Source organism: Achromobacter sp. 01N37, assembly GCF_056399725.1.
In genome coordinates this window covers 336985-356091 of the sequence record NZ_JBFTRX010000004.1, presented here as the reverse complement: position 1 = coordinate 356091, position 19107 = coordinate 336985, and the positions used below count along the sequence as shown (strand labels likewise).

Sequence of the window (19107 nt, the reverse complement as noted above, 5' to 3'; positions counted from 1 at the left end):
TTCTCTTTTTCGTGGCCAGAATTGATTCAAGGCCGCGGCAAGAACGACAGCACCGCGTCCACAAACTCTGCGGGCCGTTCAATGTTCGACAAATGCACGGTGGGCATTTCCACCCACATCGCACCCGGCACCGTGGCGGCGATCAGTGCGCCATGGCTCGCGGCGGTGACCGTATCGTCGCGGCCGGCAATCACCAGCGTCGGGCGATTGATCAGGGCAATCGTGCGTCGCAAGTCTGCATCCCGAACTGCCGCGAAGGCGCCCGCAAGACCTTGGGGGTTCGTCGCCAGCAGCATGGTGCGGAAGTGATCAATGACCGGGCCGCCCGCTTTCAACATGGCTGCCGGAAACCAGTTCCCCAGAAACATCGCGGCGGTGTCCGTCATGTCCGGCGCCTGCAAGGTCGCGGCGATGCGCGCGTCCCATTGTGGCGCGGGCCCCAGGTAGGAAGACGTGTTGGCCAGAATCAAATGGTCAATGCGCTCGGGCGCATGCACGCCCAGCCACTGGCCGATGAACCCGCCCAGCGACAGCCCCAGAAAATGCGCGCGGGCAATGCCCAATGCGTCGAGCAGCTCGATCACGTCGCGGCCCAGGCGGTCCATTGAATACGCGCCCGCCGGCACGCCGGATGCGCCATGGCCGCGCGTGTCGTAACGCAGCACCCGGAATCGTTGGGACAGCACGTCGATCTGGCCGTCCCACATGTGCAGCGTGGTGCCGATGGAATTCGATAGCACCAGCACGGGCAGACGGTCGCCCCCGTCAATCTGGTAGGCGATTCGGACGCCATCGCCGGTGGTGAACGTGGAGCGTGCTTGCATGAGGAATCCGCCTTGAGCGTTGAACATGACGCACAGCGTAGTTGCGGCGGATTGAAGAAGAAATTACAAAGTTCGCACAGTCTTTGTCGGAAAAGCAGACATGAGCGACTTCACCCTGCACGACCTCCAGTGCTTTGACGCCGTGGTGCGCCTGGGCGGATTCCAGGCGGCGGCGGCTGCACTGCACCGCTCGCATCCCGCCGTGTTCGCCGCGGTAGCCAAGCTGGAACGCCAACTGGACCTGACGCTGTTCGACCGCGGCGGCTACCGCGTGCGGCCCACGCCGGCAGGCGAATCGTTTCACCGGCAGGCGCAAGGTTTGCTGCGCGAGCTGGACGCCTTGCGCACGCATGCCGCGCAATTGGCGATGGGTGAGGAAAGCGAGCTGCATGTGGTGATTGGCGATCTGTGTCCCCGGCCACAGATGCTGGGCCTGCTGAGCCGCTTCTTCGCGCAGTGTCCGGCCACACGCCTGCACCTGCACTTCGAGGCGGTGGGCGGGCCGGTGGAACGCTTGCTGGACGGGGATGCCGACCTGATCCTGCACCGGGTGGATGACGGCGAGTCCCGCATCGAGTGCCTGGATTTGCTGGCGGTGCCGTTCACGCCCGTCGTGGCGCCGGGCTTTCTGCCCGCGACGGCCCAGCAACCCATCACGCCGCGTTTGCTGCGCGACTACACGCAGTGCGTCATGCGCGACACCGCGCGCCATACGCCCGCGCGCAACTACTTCATGATCGAAGGCGCGCATCAATGCACGGTGGCGGATCAGCAGATGAAAAAAGAGGTCATCCTGCAAGGCATGGGCTGGGGCCACCTGCCGCGCTTTTTGATCGAGGATGAATTGCGCGATGGGCGGCTGCTGGACATCACCAGCCGCCATCTGCCCGGCAGCATCGAAGCGCTGGTGGCGGCGCGACGCAGCGACCGGCCGCAAGGGCCGGTGCTGAATCGCTTATGGAAATATCTGGAGGACGCCGTCGCGACCGGTGGAGCATTCGGCCCAGGTGGATGATGGGCCGGGTGATACCCCGGGAATAAGACGCGCGGTGATGCGGGTGCGGGTCCGGGGTTCAAGCCCGGACTCGCCCCGCTACGCGTTCAGCACCCGAATCGGCTTGCCCGCCTGAAACGCCTTCACGGCGTCCAGCGCGTTCTGGTAGAACGCCTCGAAATTCTCGCGGCTGACATAGCCCAGGTGCGGCGTCAGAATCACGTTGTCCAGATCGCGCACGGTGTCGGTGGGCGACAGCGGCTCTTCGGGATAGACGTCCAGGCCGGCGCCCGCGATGCGGAATTTGACCAGTGCGTCCATCAGCGCTTCGTGGTCCACCAGGCCGGCGCGCGATGTGTTCACCAGATAGGCCGTCGGCTTCATCGCGGCAAGCGCCGCGGCGTCCACCACGTGGCGGCTGCGGTCAGACAGAATCAGGTGCAGGCTGACCACGTCGGACGTGGCAAAGAGTTCATGCTTGTCGACCCGCTTCACGCCCGCCGCTTCGGCGCGTTCGTCGGTCAGGTTGGGGCTCCAGGCCACGACATCCATGCCGAACGCCTGCCCCACCTTGGCGACGGCAGCGCCCAGCTTGCCCAGGCCCAACACACCCAGCCGCTTGCCAGCCAGCGGCTCGGGCATGGCGGTTTGCCACATGCCACGACGCATCGCCGCGTCTTCGGTGGTCAGATGCTTGAACAGGCCCAGGATGTGCGCCCACGCCAGTTCGGCGGTGGCGGTATTGGCGTCGGCGCTGCCGGGTGCGCCGCACACGACGATGCCCTGCTCGGTGCAGGCGGCCATGTCGATGGCGTTGTTGCGCATGCCGGTCGTGATCAACAGGCGCAGCTTGGGCAGCGCGCGGATGCGCTCGGCGGGGAACGGCGTGCGTTCGCGCATCGCCACGATCACGTCGAAAGATTCGAGCGTGACGTCGACCTGTTCGGCCGGGATGAAGTTGTTGAAGATCTGCACCTCGGCGTCACCGCCCAGCGAGGTCCAATCTGCATAGCGCCGGGCTACGTCGTGGTAATCGTCGAGTATTGCGATTTTCAAGTCATGTCTCCGGGTGGCGAGGCGCCTGCCGCGCCAGCCACCCGGCCGGCGCGCGGGGCGCCGGTCAGTTCAAACGGGCTTTGAGTTGGTCCAGCGGGATGGCGCCGCTAACGCGCGAACCATCGGCAAAGAACAGGGTGGGCGTGCCGCGCACCATCAGTTGCTGGCCCAGGGCAAGCAGCTTGTCTTCGGGTACGTCGCAGCTGGCGGTAGCCGGCTTCTTGCCGCGCACCATCCAGTCGTCCCAGGCTTTGCCCTGGTCCTTGGCGCACCAGACGTCACGCACCTTCGTCTTGGAATCCGGCGACAGAATCGGGTACATGAAGGTGTACACGGTGACGTTGTCCAGCTCTTCCATCGTGTGGCGCAATTGCTTGCAGTAGCCGCAGTTGGGGTCTTCGAAGATCGCAACCTTCTTCGCGCCATTGCCCTTGACCTGCTTGATAGCAAGTTCCAGCGGCAACTGGTCGAACGTGACGGCGCTGAGCTTTTCCTGGGATTCACGGGTGACGTCGCGGCGGGTCATCGCGTCTATCAACGGACCTTCCATGACCCAGGTAACCTTTTCATCCGTGTAGATCAGGTCCATGCCCAACTGGACTTCGAACAGGCCATAGGGCGTTTGGCGCACGGTGGTGACGTCCATGCCGGTGAAGCGCTGCTGGAAACGTTCCTTCACGGCCTCCGCCACGGGGTCGATCTGCGTGGTGGACACGCTTTTTTCGCCCTTGCCCGGCTGTCCGACGGACTGCGTGGAGACGGCCTTGTCACCCTTGGCGGGCGCTTGCGCGTGGGCGGTGGCGGTCAGTCCCAGGCCACCGGCCAGGAAACATGCCGCCAGCGTGGCGGAGATGCGGAAGTTCATTTGTACTCCTGTACTTATCGTGTTCTTTGGTGGGAAGCGTAACGCATCCGGGCGGGGGGCTGAGCCGGGATGGTTTTGAGAGAGAGGGGTGCAGTGTCTGTCAGACGTCTGCCCGCCCTCAAGGTTCCAAAAGGATTTCTCAAACCCGGACTTCTCAAACCAGGATGCCTCCAACCGGAATTTCTACACCCCGATGTCTCAAACCGGCATCCGTCCCCGTCAGTTGGCCGACGCCCCCGCGATCAGGCGGCGCTTGATCAGCGGGGCCTTTTCCACCCAGTGCATGCCGGCGTTACGCAGCCACACCAGCGGGGTCGCGTGCGAGGCGAACAGCTTGTGCAGGCCGTCGGTTGCCAGGCGCATGGCCAGCACCGGTTCGGCGCGCGCGCGCTGATAACGATGCAGCACGCGCAAGTCGCCCGCCGTGCGGTAAGGCTCGCGGCCCGCCACCGTGCGGGCCAGCGCTTCGACGTCGCCCAGCCCCAGGTTCAAGCCCTGGCCAGCCAGCGGATGCAGCCGGTGCGCGGCGTCGCCCGCCAGTGCGATCCCGGGCGCAACCATCTGGGCGCGCTCCAGCGTCAAGGGGAAGCCGTGCAGTTTGCTGCGCACTTTCAAGCGGCCCAACCGGCCCTCGGCCGCTTGGGCCAACAAAGTTTCAAGCCGGGCGGCCTGTTCTTCTGGCGGCAACGCCAGCAGCGCCTGGGCCGGTTCATTGCGCATGGACCACACCATCGACACCTGCGGGCCGTCCGCCGTATCGGGCAGCGGCAGCAAAGCCAGCACGCCGTCGTCGCGGAACCATTGGATGGCCGTGCCATGGTGGGCGCGCTCGGCGTCCAGATGCACGACCAAACCCGTGTCCTCGTAGGACACGGCGTCATGTTTCATGCCGGCCGCCGTGCGCAGCGGCGAGGCCGCGCCATCAGCGCCCACGAACAATTCAGCCTGAATGCGTGCACCGCTTTCGGTATCGATCTCGCCATCCCGGTAGCCCGTGCAGCGGTCTTCCAGCCAGGGGATGCCAAACATCCGCACCGCCTGGATCAGCACGCGCTCGATCTCGCCGGACTCCACAATCCAGGCCAGCTGCGGCAGCGCCGCCTGCCAGGCGTTCAGGTTGACCTGCCCGTCGGCGTCGCCATGGATTTCCATGGCCTCGACCGGCATCAACCGGCCCGAGGGCATGGCGTCCCAGACGCCCAGGTCAGCCAGAAAACGCTGGCTGGCGGGCGAAATGGCGTAGACACGCGGGTGATAGCGGTTGGGGTCGGCGGCGGGCACGGCCGTGCGCGGCGCCAGGACGGCCACGCGCTGGCCGCGCCGGGCCAGCGCCAGGGCCGTCGACAGGCCGACGATGCCGGCCCCGCAAACAACAATTTGATGGCTCATCGTGCCGAGGGCTCCCCAGCTTGCTTGGGCCACAGCACCCACATCTGGCCCCGTTGTTTCATGCGGCCCGCCTGCTGGCCGGCTTCTTCGCCGTAACCCCAGTAGAAGTCGGCGCGCGCCGCGCCCCGGATGGCCGTGCCCGTGTCCTGCGCGAACACCAGGCGTTGCAGCGGCCGGTCAGACGCCGGGAATGTGGTGGCCAAATACACCGGCGTACCCAGCGGCACGAAGGTGGCGTCGACCGCGATCGAGCGCTTGGGCGCCAGCGGAATCGCGTACGCGCCCTTGGGCCCTTGTTCGGGGTCAATCACCGGCTCTTCGCGGAAGAAAACCACTGCCGGGTTGGCGTTCAGCATTTCCGGCACGCGCTTGGGATTGCGCTGCGCCCAGGCGCGAATGTTCTGCATGGACGCCTGGTCGGCAGTCAGCTCGCCGCGGTCGATCAGCCAGCGGCCGATCGACACATAAGGCTGGCCGTTGTGGTCGGCATAGGCCACGCGGATGGTCTTGCCCGTGTCGGGCCCGTCGGTCAGCTGGACGCGGCCCGATCCCTGCACTTGCAGGAAGAAGTTATCCACCGGGTCGTCCACCCAGACCACCACGGGCGGGCGGCGGCCAGACGATTCGATGGCGGCGCGGGTGTCGTAAGGCACCACACGTTTGCCTTCGAGCTTGCCGCGCACGCGCTTGCCAGCCAGGTCCGGGTACACCGCGCCCAGGTCGATCGTCAGCAGATCCGCCGGCACTGCGTACAGCGGCCATTGATAGTTGCCGCCCTGGCGGCGCGATCCGCGCACCAGCGGTTCGTAGTATCCGGTGACCGTGTTGGTGGCCGGTTTGCCGTCTGCGGCGTTCAGGCGCCACGGTTGCAGATAGGTTTGCAGGAAGCGGCGCACGCCTTCGGCATCGCCTGCCGCCGGCGCCCGGGACGGGTCGATGGCGGCGGCGCACACTGGCTGCCACGCGCGCGGGGTGGCGCGGGCGGGTGCGGCCAGGTTGCCGCTGGTGGGCCGCATCAGCCCACGGCAATTGCGCAGGAACAGCGGCCAGAACTGGGTCAGGTCGTCGGTGCTCCAGCCGGGCATTTCAGACCAGGTGCCGGCCTTGAATTTGCCGGCCAGGGCGCGCGGCGGGGTATCGGGCAAGGCCGACAGCGACGGCACCACCAAGGGGCCGTCAGCCGCCGGGGTACGCACGCCGGGGGTGCCGGGCGCGCCAGATTCAGGGGGAACTTCCGAGGGCGTGGAACATGCCGCCAGCAGAATCGGCAGCAGGGACAGGCTAAGAATGCGCTTCATGAGCAATTGGAAAAACGGGCGACGGGCCGGGCCATTCAATGCAGGGTGCGAGGCATGGCCAGGACGAATTCGGAGATCGGCACTTCGAACGGAATGCCGTTCTCGCCGACGCAGTGGTACGTGCCGCGCATCGTGCCCACCGGAGTGGGCAAGGGACAGCCGCTGGTGTATTCGAAGGTCTCGCCGGGCGCCAGCAACGGTTGCTGGCCAACAATGCCCAGCCCGCGCACTTCTTGCACGCGCTGGTTGCCGTCGGTGATGACCCAGTGCCGGCTGATCACCTGGGCGGGGTGTTCCCCCGTATTGGTGATGCGCACGGTATAGGCAAACACGAATTGCTGTTCGCCGGGATCGGACTGTTCAGGCACGAAGCGCGGAGTGACAGAGACGCTAAGGTCGTAAGGTTTCACAGTCCTTCCCTGTGTGGCTGCTGGACGCGGGGGCCGAAGCGCGGCGCCTGAGCGTTTTGAAGACGCAGTTTTCGGCCCGCGGAACCGGGTCTTTCCCGAACCCGCGCCCCAAACTGCAATAATGGCACATTATGCCCTCCCCGATCCCGAACATCATGTCATCCTCCACGGCCTCCACTCGCATCACCCCCAGCATCCTGTCGGCTGACTTCGCCCGCCTGGGCGAGGAAGTCCGCAACGTCGTCGCCGCAGGCGCCGACTGGATTCACGTGGACGTGATGGACAACCACTATGTCCCCAACCTGACCATCGGCCCGATGGTGTGCGCGGCGATCCGCCCCCACGTCGAAGTGCCGATCGACGTGCACCTGATGGTTGAACCGGTGGACGACCTGGTTCCGATGTTCGCCAAGGCCGGCGCCGACTACATCAGCTTCCACCCGGACGCCAGCCGCCACGTGGACCGCACGCTGTCGCTCATCCGCGAAAACGGCTGTAAGGCCGGCCTGGTCTTCAACCCCGCCACGCCGCTGTCCTACCTGGACTACGTCATGGACAAGATCGACCTGATCCTGATCATGTCGGTGAACCCGGGCTTTGGCGGCCAGAGCTTCATTCCCGGCGCGTTGACCAAGCTGCGCGAAGCGCGCGCCCGCATCGACGCCTGGACGCAGGCCGGCGGCCAGGAAATCATGCTGCAAGTGGATGGCGGCGTCAAAATCGACAACATCGCCGAGATCCGCCGCGCGGGCGCCGACACCTTCGTGGCCGGCTCCGCCATTTTCGGCAAGCCCGACTACGCCGGCATCATCAAATCGATGCGCGAACAGATCGCCATCGGCGAAACCACCGCCGTTTAATCAGGAATCGACATGACCGCTTTTCGCGCCGCGCTGCTGGACCTGGACGGCACCCTGCTCGACTCCATTCCCGACCTGGCCTTCGCCGCCAACGCCATGCGCGTGGAACTCGGCATGACCGCGCTGCGCGAAGACGTGGTGGCCACCTTCGTGGGCAAGGGCGTGGACAACCTGGTGCGCCGCAGCCTGGCGGGCAGCCTGGACGCCGCCGACCCGTCGGCAGAAGATTTCGCCCGCGCCCGCGAGGCCTTTTACCGCCACTACCACCTGGTCAACGGCGAACGCGCGCAGGTCTACCCCGGTGTGCTTGATGGCTTAAAGCACATGCGCGACCAGGGCCTGAAGCTGGCCGTCGTCACCAACAAGCCCACCGAATTCACGCTGCCGCTGCTGCAACGCACCGGCCTGGCGGGCTTTTTCGACGCGGTCGTCTGCGGCGACACCTGCGAGCGCCGCAAGCCCGACCCCGACCAGGTGCTGCACGCCTGCGAGCTGCTGGGCGTGGCCGTGACCGAAGCCGTCACCATCGGCGACTCGATCAACGACGCCCAGGCCGGGCGCACGGCCGGCACGCAGGTGCTGGTGGTGCCTTACGGCTACAACGAAGGCCGTGACGTGCGCGAGCTGGATGTCGATGGTATAGTGGACACGCTTGTGAACGCCGCTCAGTGGGTAGCGCTCTGGAACCAAAACCAGAACGCCGCAAAAATCGCTTCCTGATTTCCCCCCTGAATCGGTGTCGGCAACCCGAACACCTGAATACACACACCCGGATCAATGAACGCTTACCCCCAGAACCAAATGCTCGGCGCCTCGTGGCGCTGGTGGCGTTTGTCTTCCGGGTGGCGATGATCCCTCCCGGCCCTGGACGCGTATGCCGCCTAGTGCCGTAGCTGTGTAAACACAGAGCCAAGCCCGGAACCAGTTACCTGGACCGGGCTTTTTTGTTGTGCGCCCGGTCTGAAAGCAAATCAAAAATCGCTTACGAGACCCGCCATGACCGAAATCGAATTCAAAGCCCTCGCCGCCCAAGGCTACAACCGCATCCCGCTGGTGGCCGAAACCTATGCCGACCTGGACACGCCGCTGGGCATCTACCTGAAGCTGGCGCATGCAGGCCCCTTGGCCGGCCGCATGACGTGCCTGATGGAATCGGTGGTGGGCGGCGAACGCTTCGGCCGCTACTCCTTCATCGGCCTGCCCGCCCGCACGGTCATCCGCGCCAGCGGCACGCAGACGGAAGTGCTGCACGACGGCCAGGTCGTGGAAACGCACGAAGGCGACCCGCTGGCCTTCATCGAGCAGTACCAAAGCCGCTTCAAGGTGGCGCTGCGCCCCGGCATGCCGCGCTTTTGCGGCGGTCTGGCCGGCTACTTCGGCTACGACACCGTGCGCCACATCGAGCCCTGCCTGGGTCCGGCCGTGAAGCCCTTCCCGGCCGGCATGGACGGCGGCACGCCCGACCTGATGCTGATGCACGTGGACGAACTGGTCATCGTCGACAACCTGGCCGGCCGTATCTACCTGATGGTCTATGCCGACCCCAGCCAGCCCGAGTCCTACAGCCGCTCGCAGCAGCGCCTGCATGATCTGCGCGCCCGCCTGCGACGCCCCGTGGAAATTCCGTACAGCCACGCCAGCATGCAGACCGAAGAGCGGCGCGATTTCAAGAAAGAAGACTATCTGGCGGCTGTGCTGCGCGCCAAGGAACACATCGCCGCTGGCGACCTGATGCAGGTCCAGATCGGCCAGGTCATCGCCAAGCCTTTCCGTGATTCCCCGCTGTCCCTCTACCGCGCGCTGCGGTCGCTGAACCCCTCCCCCTATATGTACTTCTGGAACTTCGGTGACTTCCAGGTGGTGGGCGCGTCGCCCGAGATTCTGGTGCGCCAGGAACGCGTGGTGGACAACGGCGTGCCGAAGTCGCAGATCACCATCCGCCCGCTGGCCGGCACCCGCAAGCGCGGCGCCACGCCCGAGGAAGATGCGGCGCTTGCCGCCGAACTGAAGGCCGACCCCAAGGAAGTGGCCGAACACGTGATGCTGATCGACCTGGCGCGCAACGACGTGGGCCGGGTAGCCGAAGTGGGCTCGGTGAAGGTCAGCGACACCATGGTCATCGAACGCTATTCGCACGTGATGCACCTGGTGTCCAACGTGACCGGCAACCTGAACCCGGGCATGAGCAGCATGGACGTGCTGCGCGCGTCGTTCCCGGCGGGCACGCTGACGGGCGCGCCCAAGGTCGAAGCCATGAAGATCATCGACGAACTCGAACCCGTGCGCCGCGGCATCTATGGCGGTGCGGCCGGCTACCTGAGCTACGGCGGCGAAATGGACGTGGCCATCGCCATCCGCACCGGCGTCATCAAGGACGGCACGCTGTACGTGCAAGCCGCCGCCGGCATCGTGGCTGATTCGAACCCCGAAGCCGAATACGCCGAAACCGAAGCCAAGGCCCGCGCTGTGCTGCGCGCCGCCGAGCAGGTGCAGCACGGCCTGGACGAACCCCTCTGATTCCGGCCACGGCCAAAACGAACCCTGCCCGCACGGAGAAAAAAATGCTGTTGATGATCGATAACTACGACTCTTTTACCTACAACCTGGTCCAGTACTTTGGCGAACTGGGCGAAGACGTGCGCGTGGCGCGCAACGACCAGATCACGCTGGAAGAGATTGCCGCCCTGAACCCGGACCGCATCTGCGTGTCGCCCGGCCCGTGCTCGCCGGCTGAAGCCGGGATCTCGGTTGCCGCCATTCAGGCCTTTGCCGGCAAGAAGCCCATTCTGGGCGTGTGCCTGGGCCATCAGGCCATCGGCGCGGCTTACGGCGGCGACATCGTGCGCGCCCAGCAGATCATGCACGGCAAGACCGTGCGCATCTCGCACACCGGCACCGATATCTTCACGGACCTGCCCACGCCGTACACGGTGATCCGTTACAACTCGCTGACGATCGACCCCGCCACCCTGCCCGACTGCCTGGCCGTGACGGCCACGGCGCCCGACGGCGACATCATGGGCGTGCGTCACAAGACGCTGCCCTTGTACGGAGTACAGTTTCATCCGGAGTCGGTGCTCAGCGAGCACGGCCACGCCCTGCTGCGCAATTTTCTGAACCTCGCCTAAGACAAGAAGGACGCATCGTGACCATTTCCCCCACCGAAGCCCTGACGCGCTGCATTGAACACCGCGAAATTTTCCACGACGAAATGCTGCATCTGATGCGCATGCTGATGCGCGGCGAGATGACGCCGCAGATCGCCAGCGCGCTGCTGATGGGCCTGCGCGTCAAGAAGGAAACCATCGGCGAGATCACCGCGGCCGCCCAGGTCATGCGCGAGTTCGCCACCCCTGTCGTCACCCCCAACCCCGAAGACCTGCTGGACATGTGCGGCACGGGCGGCGACGGCAGCCACACGTTCAACATTTCCACCACCGCCATGTTCGTGGCGGCGGCGGCTGGCGTGCCGATCGCCAAGCACGGCAACCGCAGCGCGTCGTCCTCCAGCGGCAGCGCCGATGTGCTGGAAGCGCTGGGCGCCAACCTTGTGCTGACGCCGGAAGAAGTCGCCGAGTGCATCCAGACCACCGGCATCGGCTTCATGTTCGCCCCCGCCCACCACGGCGCGATGAAGAACGTGGCCGCCGTGCGCAAGGAACTGGCCGTGCGCACCATCTTCAACATCCTGGGGCCGCTCACCAACCCGGCCGGCGCCGGCAACCAGCTGATGGGCGTGTTCCACCCCGACCTCGTCGGCATCCAGGTGCGCGTGCTGGAACGGCTGGGATCGCGCCACGTGCTGGTCGTTCACGGCAAGGACGGCATGGACGAAGCGTCGCTGGGCGGGGCCACGCTGGTCGGTGAATTGAAAGATGGTCAAATACGGGAATATGAAATCCACCCCGAGGACTACGGGCTATCCATGATGTCCAATCGGTCTATCAAGGTGTCCAATCGCGAGCAGTCACGCGAACTTGTCATCGAGGCGCTGGAAAATGTCGAGGGCACCGCCCGAGACATCGTCGCCCTGAACGCAGGTCTCGCCATCTACGCCGGCAATAAAGCCGATTCCATTCCCGAAGCCTTAGCGCTAGCATTTGAAATGATTGCCACCGGTGCGGCGCGAGCCAAGCTGGAAGAATTCTGCGCAACCACCCGGAAATTCCTGAAATGAACGATATTCTCGCGAAGATCCTCGCCGTCAAGGTTGAGGAAGTCGCCGCCGCTCGCCAGATGCGCAGCGAAGCCGAAGTCTTGCGCGAAGCGCAGGCGCGGCAGGACGTGCGTGGCTTCGCCCAAGCCATCGAAGACAAGATCTCGCAGGGCAAAGCCGGCGTCATCGCCGAAATCAAGAAAGCATCGCCGTCCAAAGGCGTGCTGCGCGAGACTTTCGCCCCCGCCGACATCGCGTCGACGTACGCGGTGCACGGCGCGGCCTGCCTGTCGGTACTGACCGACGTGCAATTCTTCCAGGGTTCACACGACCACCTGCGCCAGGCGCGCGCCGCCTGCTCGTTGCCGGTGCTGCGCAAGGACTTCGTGATCGATCAGTACCAGATCATCGCCGCGCGCGCGATGGGCGCCGACTGCGTGCTGCTGATCGTGGCCGCCCTCACGCCCGCACAACTGCGTGACTACGAAACGCTGGCGATGGAACTGGGCATGGACGTGCTGGTGGAAGTGCATGACGCCCGCGAGCTCGACGTGGCGCTGACCATGAAGACGCCGCTCTTGGGCATCAATAACCGCAACCTGCGCACCTTCGAGACCAGCCTGAAGAACACGCTGGACCTGCTGCCCAACATCCCGGCAGGCAAGCGCGTCGTGACCGAAAGCGGCATTCTCAAGCCGGAAGACGTCAAGCTCATGCGCGACCACAAGGTCAACGCCTTCCTGGTGGGCGAAGCATTCATGCGCGCCAAAGACCCGGGCGCCGAACTCGCACGCCTGGTCGGCTAACGCCGCTTACCCAGGCTATCGCGCGCGCGGCAAACCCAACGCCGCCGCGCGCCGGTACACGGTGCTGCGGTGCACACCCAGCGCCCGCGCCGCTCTGCTGACATTGCCGCCATGCGCGGCCAGTGCGCCGCGAACGGCGGCATCCGTCATCGATTGCAGATCTGCCGTACCGCCTTCGGGCGGCGCGGCGGCGGCGGCATGCGCGTTATTCGTCACGGGCCGCAGTTCGGCAGGCAGCATGTCCGCATCGACCACGCCCGACGGCCCCGCCAACACATGCAAGGTGCGCAGCACGGCCACCAACTGCCGGTAATTGCCCGGCCACGGGTACGCAGCCAGCAGCGCTTCGATGGGCGGCGGCAACACCGGCCCCGCCCCTTGCGCCGCCCAGAGCGCCCGCAGCAATTCAAGACCGTCGGCGCGCGTGCGCAACGGCTCCAGCGTGACGGTGTATTCGGCGATACGGAAATACAGGTCGGGGCGCACCGGCGCATCGGCCCCTTCGTGCGCCAGCGGACGGTGCGTGGCGCACACCAGCGCAAAATCCACCGGCACCGGCCGCGCCGCGCCCAGCGGCGACACCTCGCGCGTCTGCAACACGCGAAGCAGCCGCGATTGCAGCATCAGCGGCATGTCGCCGATCTCATCCAGGAACAGCACGCCGCCATGCGCCTGCCGCAGCAAACCCTTGCTGCCTTGACGCCGCGCCCCCGTGAACGCGCCATCTTCATAGCCGAACAATTCGGATTCGATCAGGCTTTCAGGCAAGGCGGCGCAATTCACCGCCACGAACGGGCCGGCCGCCCGCTTGCCGCGCGCATGCAATTGGCGCGCGAAGACCTCTTTGCCCACGCCCGTTTCGCCTTGCAGCAAAATGGACACGCCCGCGTCTGACAGGTGCACGGCGCGCGCCAGTGCGCCGAGTGTGGCGGCGTCGAAACTGGGCGCGGCCGGGCGCGTGGCATCGGCGCTTGGCAAGGCCGGCGCCACCGGCTGCGGCGGACGCGAACGCGGCAAGCGCAGCCGCGCGTGATAGCTCGTGCCGGTGCGCGTATGCACGCGGCCAGCGGCATCGGGGCAACGTTCCAGTGCGCCATCGAAAACATCGCTGTAGCGGTACACCCCCAACGCCGTTGCCGCCAGCCCCAGCGCCTGCAAGGCGCGGCGGTTGGCGCCGATCAGCACATCGCCCTGAAACGCCAGCAGGCCTTCGCCCGGTGCGCCCAGGCCGGAATGGTGGTCGTGCAGCCGCAGCACGGCATGGTGGTCATAGGCTTGTTCGAACAAGCGGTGTTCGATCAGATCAACCGCGGCGCGCACCAGCTCCAGGACGTCAGGGCGGATATCGCGCGCCTGGCTGGATAAATCCAGCACGCCGAGCGTGCGGCCTTCGTTATCGGTAATGGGCACCGCGGCGCAGGTCAGGATGCGATTGGGTTCGAAGTAATGTTCCGCGCCATGCACGGTGATGGGCCGGCCTTCGACCAGCGCGGTGCCGATGGCGTTGGTGCCTGCGGCAGCTTCGTCCCACGGTGCTCCGGGCATCAGCGCCACGCGCGACGCGCGGCTGGCGAACCCCGCATCGCCGTCGCTATCCAGCACCAGCCCTTGGGCGTCAGACAGAATCACCAGGTTGCCGCTGCCGCCCGCCTCGCGGCGCAGATACGACATGGCGGGTTCGGACAGCCGGCGCAACGCTTCGTTGCGCTGCTGGGCTTCGCGCAGTTCGCCTTGCGTCATGAGTTCGGCGCGGCGCACACCCCGCATGTCGAAGCCCAGGTCGGCACAACGCCGCCAGGATCGCAGGATGGGTTCCGCGACGATGCCGCCCGGCACCGCCCCCTGCTGGTTGAACAGCAGGCGCGCTTGCGTCAGCGCGTGCTGACGGGAATGAGTGGCCATGCGTGTCTCCTAGGACAGGCGTTCTGCGACACCTGTTCCGCGACAATGTCGCAAAAAACGGCACTGGATGTTGCCCGCGCCGAGTCCGTTGCGCGGGTTGGTCAACTTTCGCACGCCGGGACGCGCGCTGTCCAGCGGGGAAGCCCGCACCTTGGCATGGTCCTTGCTTGGTAAGGGATAGGCAGCCGACTGCCGCTATCCCAACAATATCGGAGACAAGTATGGACATCGCGACCCGCATCACCCCGGACTCGTATGGCACCCGTCTGGACCTGAAAACGCAGTACGACAATTTCATTGATGGAAAGTGGCAGAAGCCGGCAGACGGTGAGTACTTCGATAACGTCACCCCGGTCACGGGCCAGGTGCTGAGCCGCAACGCGCGCTCGAAGGAACGCGACATCGACCTGGCGCTGGACGCCGCGCATCGTGCCGCGCCGAAATGGGGTGCGACCCCGGCCGCCGAACGCGCGCGCATGCTGATGCAGATTGCCGACGTGATGGAAGCCAACCTGGAACGCCTGGCCACCGCCGAAACCTGGGACAACGGCAAACCCATCCGCGAAGCCCGCGCCGCCGACATCCCGCTGGCCATCGACCACTTCCGCTATTTCGCCTCGTGCATCCGCAGCCAGGAAGGCGGCCTGTCGGAAATCGACAGCGACACCGTGGCCTATCACTTCAACGAACCGCTGGGCGTGGTCGGCCAGATCATCCCGTGGAACTTCCCCATCCTGATGGCCGCGTGGAAGCTCGCGCCGGCATTGGCCGCGGGCAATTGCGTGGTGCTCAAACCCGCCGAGCAAACCCCGCTGGGCATCCTGCTGCTGATGGAGCTGATTGGCGACATCCTGCCCCCGGGCGTTCTGAACGTGGTGACGGGCTTTGGCCTGGAAGCCGGCAAGCCGCTGGCCTCAAGCAAGCGCATCGCCAAGATCGCGTTCACCGGTGAAACCACCACCGGCCGGCTGATCATGCAGTACGCGTCGCAGAACATCATCCCCGTCACGCTGGAGCTGGGCGGCAAGTCGCCCAACATCTTCTTCGCCGACGTGGCCGCGCAAGACGACGACTTCCTGGACAAGGCCATCGAGGGCTTCGTGATGTTCGCGCTGAACCAAGGCGAAGTGTGCACGTGCCCCAGCCGCGCCCTGATCCAGGAATCGCTCTACGACAAGTTCATGGAACGCGCGCTCAAGCGTGTGGCGGAAATCAAGCAGGGCAACCCGCTGGACGGCGACACCATGCTGGGCGCACAGGCGTCCACCGAGCAGCTGGAAAAAATCCTGTCGTACCTGGACATCGGCAAGCAGGAAGGCGCCGACGTGCTGGCCGGCGGCTCGCGCGCGCAGATGCAAGGCGCGCTGGAAGGCGGCTATTACGTGCAGCCCACCGTCTTCAAGGGCCACAACAAGATGCGCGTGTTCCAGGAGGAAATCTTCGGGCCGGTCGTGGCCGTGACGACGTTCAAAGACGCCGATGACGCGCTGGCGCTGGCGAACGACACGCTCTATGGCCTGGGCGCCGGCGTGTGGTCGCGTGACGCCAACACGTGCTACCGGATGGGACGCGCCATCAAGGCCGGACGCGTGTGGACCAACTGCTATCACGCGTATCCGGCGCATGCGGCCTTCGGCGGCTACAAGCAATCGGGCATCGGACGCGAGAACCACAAGATGATGCTCAACCACTATCAGCAGACGAAGAACCTGCTGGTGAGCTATTCGCCGAAGAAGCTGGGTTTCTTCTGATCGCGCATCCTGCACCTGCCGCAATCCGCGCGCCGGGCCTTCGGGCCTGGCGCGCGGGCAAGGCACGCGGAGGCGGAGGCGGAAGCGGAAGCGGAAGCCGACGCCGACGCCGAAGCGGAATCGAAGTGCATCGGAACACACGCCAGACAGGAGTCACAACATGGCAGAACCCACGCCACGCGTCGTCGCCACCGACGAAGCGCGCCAACTGATCGACACGCTGCGCACGAAGCACGGCCCGCTGATGTTTCACCAATCGGGAGGATGCTGCGACGGCAGCTCGCCCATGTGCTACGCGCTGGGCGAATTCATGGTGGGCGGATCGGACGTGCTGCTGGGCGAACTGGAGGGCTGCCCGTTCTACATGGGCGAAGACCAGTTCGCGTATTGGGAGCACACCCAGCTCATCATCGACGCCGTGCCGGGGCGCGGCGGCGCATTCTCACTGGACAGCGCGGAAGGCAAACGCTTCCTGCTGCGGTCGCGCTTGTACTCCGATGAGGAATGGGCGCAAGTGGCGCCCGTGACGAAGGGGTGAATCAACCGCCCTTGCCGCGATGGGCGCCGGGGCGCCCCTTTGCATGTGGCCCCTTTGCATGTGGCCCCTTCGCATGCGGCCCCTTTGCATGCGGCATCGTCGGCTGCGGCATCGCCGGCTGCAAATCGGCCTGCGCTGCCTGCTCCCACTGAAACGACACCCGCCGAATGCGGGCGGCGCGGAACTGCGTGAACGAGCGGCCGCCCGGCATGGGCGCGCCACGATAAGCACTGCTGGCATTCTTCATTTTCGAGCCCACTCCAAGGCGTCTTCCAGGCGGTCATTGCCCCAGAACATTTCATCGCCGACAAAGAACGTCGGCGCGCCGAACAAACCCAGGTTGCGCGCCCGATCCACCTGGCGGCGCAGCGCCTCCTTGGCGGCTTCGGTCTTGGCGCGTTCGATCAACATGTCGGCGTCCAGCGACAGATCGTTCAACACCTGATGCACGACATCTTCGGCCTGGATGTCCAGGTCGTGCTGGAAATTGGCGCGAAACACCGCCACGCAAAAGTCCCGGCCCCACGGTTCGTCCTGGCCCAGCAGCGCAATGCGCGCGGGCAGCACGCTCATGCGCGGGAACAGGCGCGGGCGGTTGTACGTCACGCCGTACTTGTCGGCCAGACGGGCGATGTCGCGCATCATGTACGCGCCCTTGCCCGGAAACAGGCGAAACGGCGAATCATTCCACCCCTGCGCCTGGAAGATCGGACCCAGCAGAAAAGGGCGCAGATCGACCACGACGCCCGCCGCTTCAGCCAATGCACCGACCCGCTCAATGGCCAGATAGCTGTAGGGGCTTGCGAAATCGAACCACATCTGCATGCGGGGCGAGTCAGGCGAAGGCGCGGTCATCGGGAAGGCTCCGGCGGGAATGGGGCGCGAAAGGTAGGGGCGAACGACACGAACGGCAGAGGCGAACGGCAGGGACAAGCGGTTATGGCAGGCGGCAAGGGCAAGCGGTAATGGCAAGCGGTAAGGCCAAGCGCCCGTCACAGGCTTCTATTGAACGCCGTCGGCGTACTATTGCTCAAGCGACATTTCCGCCCGATACGCATGAGTTTTACGAATGTCATATCCGCTGGCCAAACTCCCGCCCCTTGATCTGGTCCGAGGCTTCGTCGCCGTGGGCCGCCGCATGAGCATCACCCTTGCCGCGCAGGATCTGCATGTGACGCAGTCTGCCGTCAGCCGCCAGATCCGGGCGCTGGAAGCGCATCTGGGCGTGCCGCTGCTGGTGCGCGGATTTCGCAGCGTGTCGTTTACGTCTGAAGGGGCGCAGCTGTTTCGCATGGCCGACGTCTGGCTAAGCCAGTTGGGCGACTTGACCGAACAACTGCGCGCGCCGGAGCGCCGCACGCCCGTTACCGTCACCACAACCATCGGCGTGGCCTCGCTGTGGCTGCTGCCTCGGCTGGGCGCGTTCCAGGCGGCGCATCCGCATATCGACGTGCGTGTGGCGGCCGACAACCGCCTGATCGATATCGACCGCGAAAGCGTGGACATCGCCATCCGCTACAGCTTGCGAGCCATGGTTCCAGACGCCGCAGCCTGGATGTTCGGCGAATCGGTCGTGCCAGTGGCGCATCCGTCGCTGGACGCCCGCGAGCTGGACGCGCGAGAACTGCAACGCCATGTTTTGCTGGAATTCGACGACCCGACGCGGCCCTGGCTGCAATGGTCGGAATGGCTGAACGCGCGCGGGCTGAACCGGGCGCGCGCCAAAGGCATGCTGCGCTTTAACCAATACGACCAGATCGTGCTGGCGGCGCTGGCCGGCCACGGCATCGCCCTGGGCCGGGTGGCGCTGATTGCGCCCATGCTGGCTGATGGCCGGTTGCACGCGGTAGGCGGACAGGCGGCCCTGGCCACTGAACACGCGTACTGGCTGGTGCGCAATGCGCGGCGCAGCACACCCGACGCCGATGTGGTCGCGCAGTGGCTGATGGAGCAAGCTGCGGCCACCGAGCGCGATCTACGTGATGAATCTGCGTTGAATAAAGGGGCCTCAGACGCTGCCGCCCCGACGCCCTACGGCCCCTGATTCTGCGGTTCCCCTGAATCAGGCCCACCGGTACACGGCACTCACAAAGCTATACAAACCTTTGTACATTTCCGATGCGCCTCAAGTACAGTTCGCGCTGCATGGCGAACAGCGGCCATAACCCGAACCACGATCACCGCTGATTGCTCCAGCTATTCCGGCGCCCCTTCCCGGTGCTGTCCCTGATATTGGGGCCGGAGTTTCTTGCATGCAT

The 19107-nt window shown here is 65.6% G+C and carries 18 protein-coding genes; 10 read left to right on the top strand and 8 right to left on the bottom strand.

Translation table 11 applies throughout. The features are described 5' to 3' along the window. Positions 1 to 26 precede the first annotated feature (26 nt). Positions 27 to 824 carry an alpha/beta fold hydrolase gene (locus AC1DSJ_RS10555; RefSeq protein ID WP_441371405.1) on the bottom strand — a complete coding sequence of 266 codons (798 nt, stop codon included), beginning with the start codon at positions 822 to 824 and terminating at the stop codon, positions 27 to 29. Positions 825 to 924: 100 nt separating this feature from the next. Here AC1DSJ_RS10555 and AC1DSJ_RS10550 point away from each other — a divergent pair, with 100 nt between their 5' ends. Continuing rightward, positions 925 to 1839: a LysR family transcriptional regulator gene (locus tag AC1DSJ_RS10550; protein WP_441371404.1), complete on the top strand. Its 915-nt coding sequence runs from the start codon at positions 925 to 927 to the stop codon at positions 1837 to 1839. Between the two features lie 78 nt (positions 1840 to 1917). Here AC1DSJ_RS10550 and AC1DSJ_RS10545 read toward each other — a convergent pair whose 3' ends face one another. The 5 genes from AC1DSJ_RS10545 to apaG all read right to left on the bottom strand — a co-directional run bounded on the left by AC1DSJ_RS10545 (position 1918) and on the right by apaG (position 6836). Next, a complete protein-coding gene (locus tag AC1DSJ_RS10545; protein WP_054421205.1) occupies positions 1918 to 2874 on the bottom strand; it encodes a D-2-hydroxyacid dehydrogenase family protein in 957 nt (318 codons plus the stop codon). A 64-nt stretch (positions 2875 to 2938) separates the two neighbouring features. Beyond that, positions 2939 to 3739 (bottom strand): DsbC family protein, encoded by an 801-nt coding sequence (locus AC1DSJ_RS10540; RefSeq protein ID WP_054421204.1) that lies wholly within the window; start codon positions 3737 to 3739, stop codon positions 2939 to 2941. 219 nt (positions 3740 to 3958) lie between these two features. After that, positions 3959 to 5128 carry a UbiH/UbiF family hydroxylase gene (locus AC1DSJ_RS10535; protein ID WP_054421203.1) on the bottom strand — a complete coding sequence of 390 codons (1170 nt, stop codon included), beginning with the start codon at positions 5126 to 5128 and terminating at the stop codon, positions 3959 to 3961. Beyond that, positions 5125 to 6426, bottom strand: a complete 1302-nt coding sequence (gene mltA / locus AC1DSJ_RS10530; protein WP_054421202.1) for a murein transglycosylase A — start codon at positions 6424 to 6426, stop codon at positions 5125 to 5127. The genes AC1DSJ_RS10535 and mltA overlap by 4 nt, the downstream gene beginning before the upstream one ends. A 35-nt stretch (positions 6427 to 6461) precedes the next feature. After that, positions 6462 to 6836, bottom strand: a complete 375-nt coding sequence (gene apaG / locus AC1DSJ_RS10525; RefSeq protein ID WP_006227296.1) for a Co2+/Mg2+ efflux protein ApaG — start codon at positions 6834 to 6836, stop codon at positions 6462 to 6464. A gap of 131 nt (positions 6837 to 6967) precedes the next feature. Between apaG and rpe the strand changes: the two genes are divergently transcribed. The 6 genes from rpe to trpC all read left to right on the top strand — a co-directional run bounded on the left by rpe (position 6968) and on the right by trpC (position 12658). Then, positions 6968 to 7696 carry a ribulose-phosphate 3-epimerase gene (gene rpe / locus AC1DSJ_RS10520; RefSeq protein ID WP_054421201.1) on the top strand — a complete coding sequence of 243 codons (729 nt, stop codon included), beginning with the start codon at positions 6968 to 6970 and terminating at the stop codon, positions 7694 to 7696. A 12-nt stretch (positions 7697 to 7708) separates the two neighbouring features. After that, positions 7709 to 8416 (top strand): phosphoglycolate phosphatase, encoded by a 708-nt coding sequence (locus tag AC1DSJ_RS10515; protein ID WP_342067459.1) that lies wholly within the window; start codon positions 7709 to 7711, stop codon positions 8414 to 8416. Positions 8417 to 8692: 276 nt separating this feature from the next. After that, positions 8693 to 10213, top strand: coding sequence for an anthranilate synthase component I (trpE, locus tag AC1DSJ_RS10510; RefSeq protein ID WP_441371403.1), 1521 nt, complete (start codon positions 8693 to 8695; stop codon positions 10211 to 10213). 44 nt (positions 10214 to 10257) lie between these two features. Next, entirely contained in the window at positions 10258 to 10824 is a 567-nt protein-coding gene (locus tag AC1DSJ_RS10505) for an aminodeoxychorismate/anthranilate synthase component II (RefSeq protein ID WP_054421198.1), read from the top strand. Positions 10825 to 10841: 17 nt separating this feature from the next. After that, on the top strand, positions 10842 to 11873 hold the full coding sequence (gene trpD, locus AC1DSJ_RS10500) for an anthranilate phosphoribosyltransferase (protein WP_054421197.1): 1032 nt from the start codon (positions 10842 to 10844) through the stop codon (positions 11871 to 11873). Further along, positions 11870 to 12658: an indole-3-glycerol phosphate synthase TrpC gene (gene trpC / locus AC1DSJ_RS10495; RefSeq protein WP_054421196.1), complete on the top strand. Its 789-nt coding sequence runs from the start codon at positions 11870 to 11872 to the stop codon at positions 12656 to 12658. The genes trpD and trpC overlap by 4 nt, the downstream gene beginning before the upstream one ends. Positions 12659 to 12673: 15 nt before the next feature. On the opposite strand, the gene AC1DSJ_RS10490 is transcribed toward trpC, so the two are convergent. Next, a complete protein-coding gene (locus AC1DSJ_RS10490; RefSeq protein ID WP_441371402.1) occupies positions 12674 to 14560 on the bottom strand; it encodes a sigma-54-dependent Fis family transcriptional regulator in 1887 nt (628 codons plus the stop codon). 221 nt (positions 14561 to 14781) lie between these two features. Between AC1DSJ_RS10490 and adh the strand changes: the two genes are divergently transcribed. Further along, entirely contained in the window at positions 14782 to 16311 is a 1530-nt protein-coding gene (gene adh / locus AC1DSJ_RS10485) for an aldehyde dehydrogenase (protein ID WP_054421194.1), read from the top strand. Positions 16312 to 16471: 160 nt separating this feature from the next. Further along, on the top strand, positions 16472 to 16849 hold the full coding sequence (locus AC1DSJ_RS10480; RefSeq protein ID WP_054421193.1) for a DUF779 domain-containing protein: 378 nt from the start codon (positions 16472 to 16474) through the stop codon (positions 16847 to 16849). 243 nt (positions 16850 to 17092) lie between these two features. Here AC1DSJ_RS10480 and AC1DSJ_RS10475 read toward each other — a convergent pair whose 3' ends face one another. Continuing rightward, complete coding sequence (locus tag AC1DSJ_RS10475) at positions 17093 to 17704, bottom strand: 2-hydroxychromene-2-carboxylate isomerase (RefSeq protein WP_441371401.1); 612 nt, start codon at positions 17702 to 17704, stop codon at positions 17093 to 17095. Positions 17705 to 17918: 214 nt separating this feature from the next. Between AC1DSJ_RS10475 and AC1DSJ_RS10470 the strand changes: the two genes are divergently transcribed. Next, positions 17919 to 18893 (top strand): LysR substrate-binding domain-containing protein, encoded by a 975-nt coding sequence (locus AC1DSJ_RS10470; RefSeq protein ID WP_346552407.1) that lies wholly within the window; start codon positions 17919 to 17921, stop codon positions 18891 to 18893. Positions 18894 to 19107 lie beyond the last annotated feature (214 nt).

Coding starts and splice junctions, on each gene's coding strand:
- rpe (WP_054421201.1), top strand. CDS start 6,968: ATGCCCTCCCCGATCCCGAACATCATGTCATCCTCCACGGCCTCCACT.
- AC1DSJ_RS10515 (WP_342067459.1), top strand. CDS start 7,709: ATGACCGCTTTTCGCGCCGCGCTGCTGGACCTGGACGGCACCCTGCTC.
- AC1DSJ_RS10490 (WP_441371402.1), bottom strand. CDS start 14,560: ATGGCCACTCATTCCCGTCAGCACGCGCTGACGCAAGCGCGCCTGCTG.
- adh (WP_054421194.1), top strand. CDS start 14,782: ATGGACATCGCGACCCGCATCACCCCGGACTCGTATGGCACCCGTCTG.
- trpE (WP_441371403.1), top strand. CDS start 8,693: ATGACCGAAATCGAATTCAAAGCCCTCGCCGCCCAAGGCTACAACCGC.
- AC1DSJ_RS10505 (WP_054421198.1), top strand. CDS start 10,258: ATGCTGTTGATGATCGATAACTACGACTCTTTTACCTACAACCTGGTC.
- AC1DSJ_RS10550 (WP_441371404.1), top strand. CDS start 925: ATGAGCGACTTCACCCTGCACGACCTCCAGTGCTTTGACGCCGTGGTG.
- trpC (WP_054421196.1), top strand. CDS start 11,870: ATGAACGATATTCTCGCGAAGATCCTCGCCGTCAAGGTTGAGGAAGTC.
- AC1DSJ_RS10470 (WP_346552407.1), top strand. CDS start 17,919: ATGTCATATCCGCTGGCCAAACTCCCGCCCCTTGATCTGGTCCGAGGC.
- mltA (WP_054421202.1), bottom strand. CDS start 6,426: ATGAAGCGCATTCTTAGCCTGTCCCTGCTGCCGATTCTGCTGGCGGCA.
- AC1DSJ_RS10535 (WP_054421203.1), bottom strand. CDS start 5,128: ATGAGCCATCAAATTGTTGTTTGCGGGGCCGGCATCGTCGGCCTGTCG.
- AC1DSJ_RS10555 (WP_441371405.1), bottom strand. CDS start 824: ATGCAAGCACGCTCCACGTTCACCACCGGCGATGGCGTCCGAATCGCC.
- AC1DSJ_RS10540 (WP_054421204.1), bottom strand. CDS start 3,739: ATGAACTTCCGCATCTCCGCCACGCTGGCGGCATGTTTCCTGGCCGGT.
- AC1DSJ_RS10480 (WP_054421193.1), top strand. CDS start 16,472: ATGGCAGAACCCACGCCACGCGTCGTCGCCACCGACGAAGCGCGCCAA.
- AC1DSJ_RS10475 (WP_441371401.1), bottom strand. CDS start 17,704: ATGACCGCGCCTTCGCCTGACTCGCCCCGCATGCAGATGTGGTTCGAT.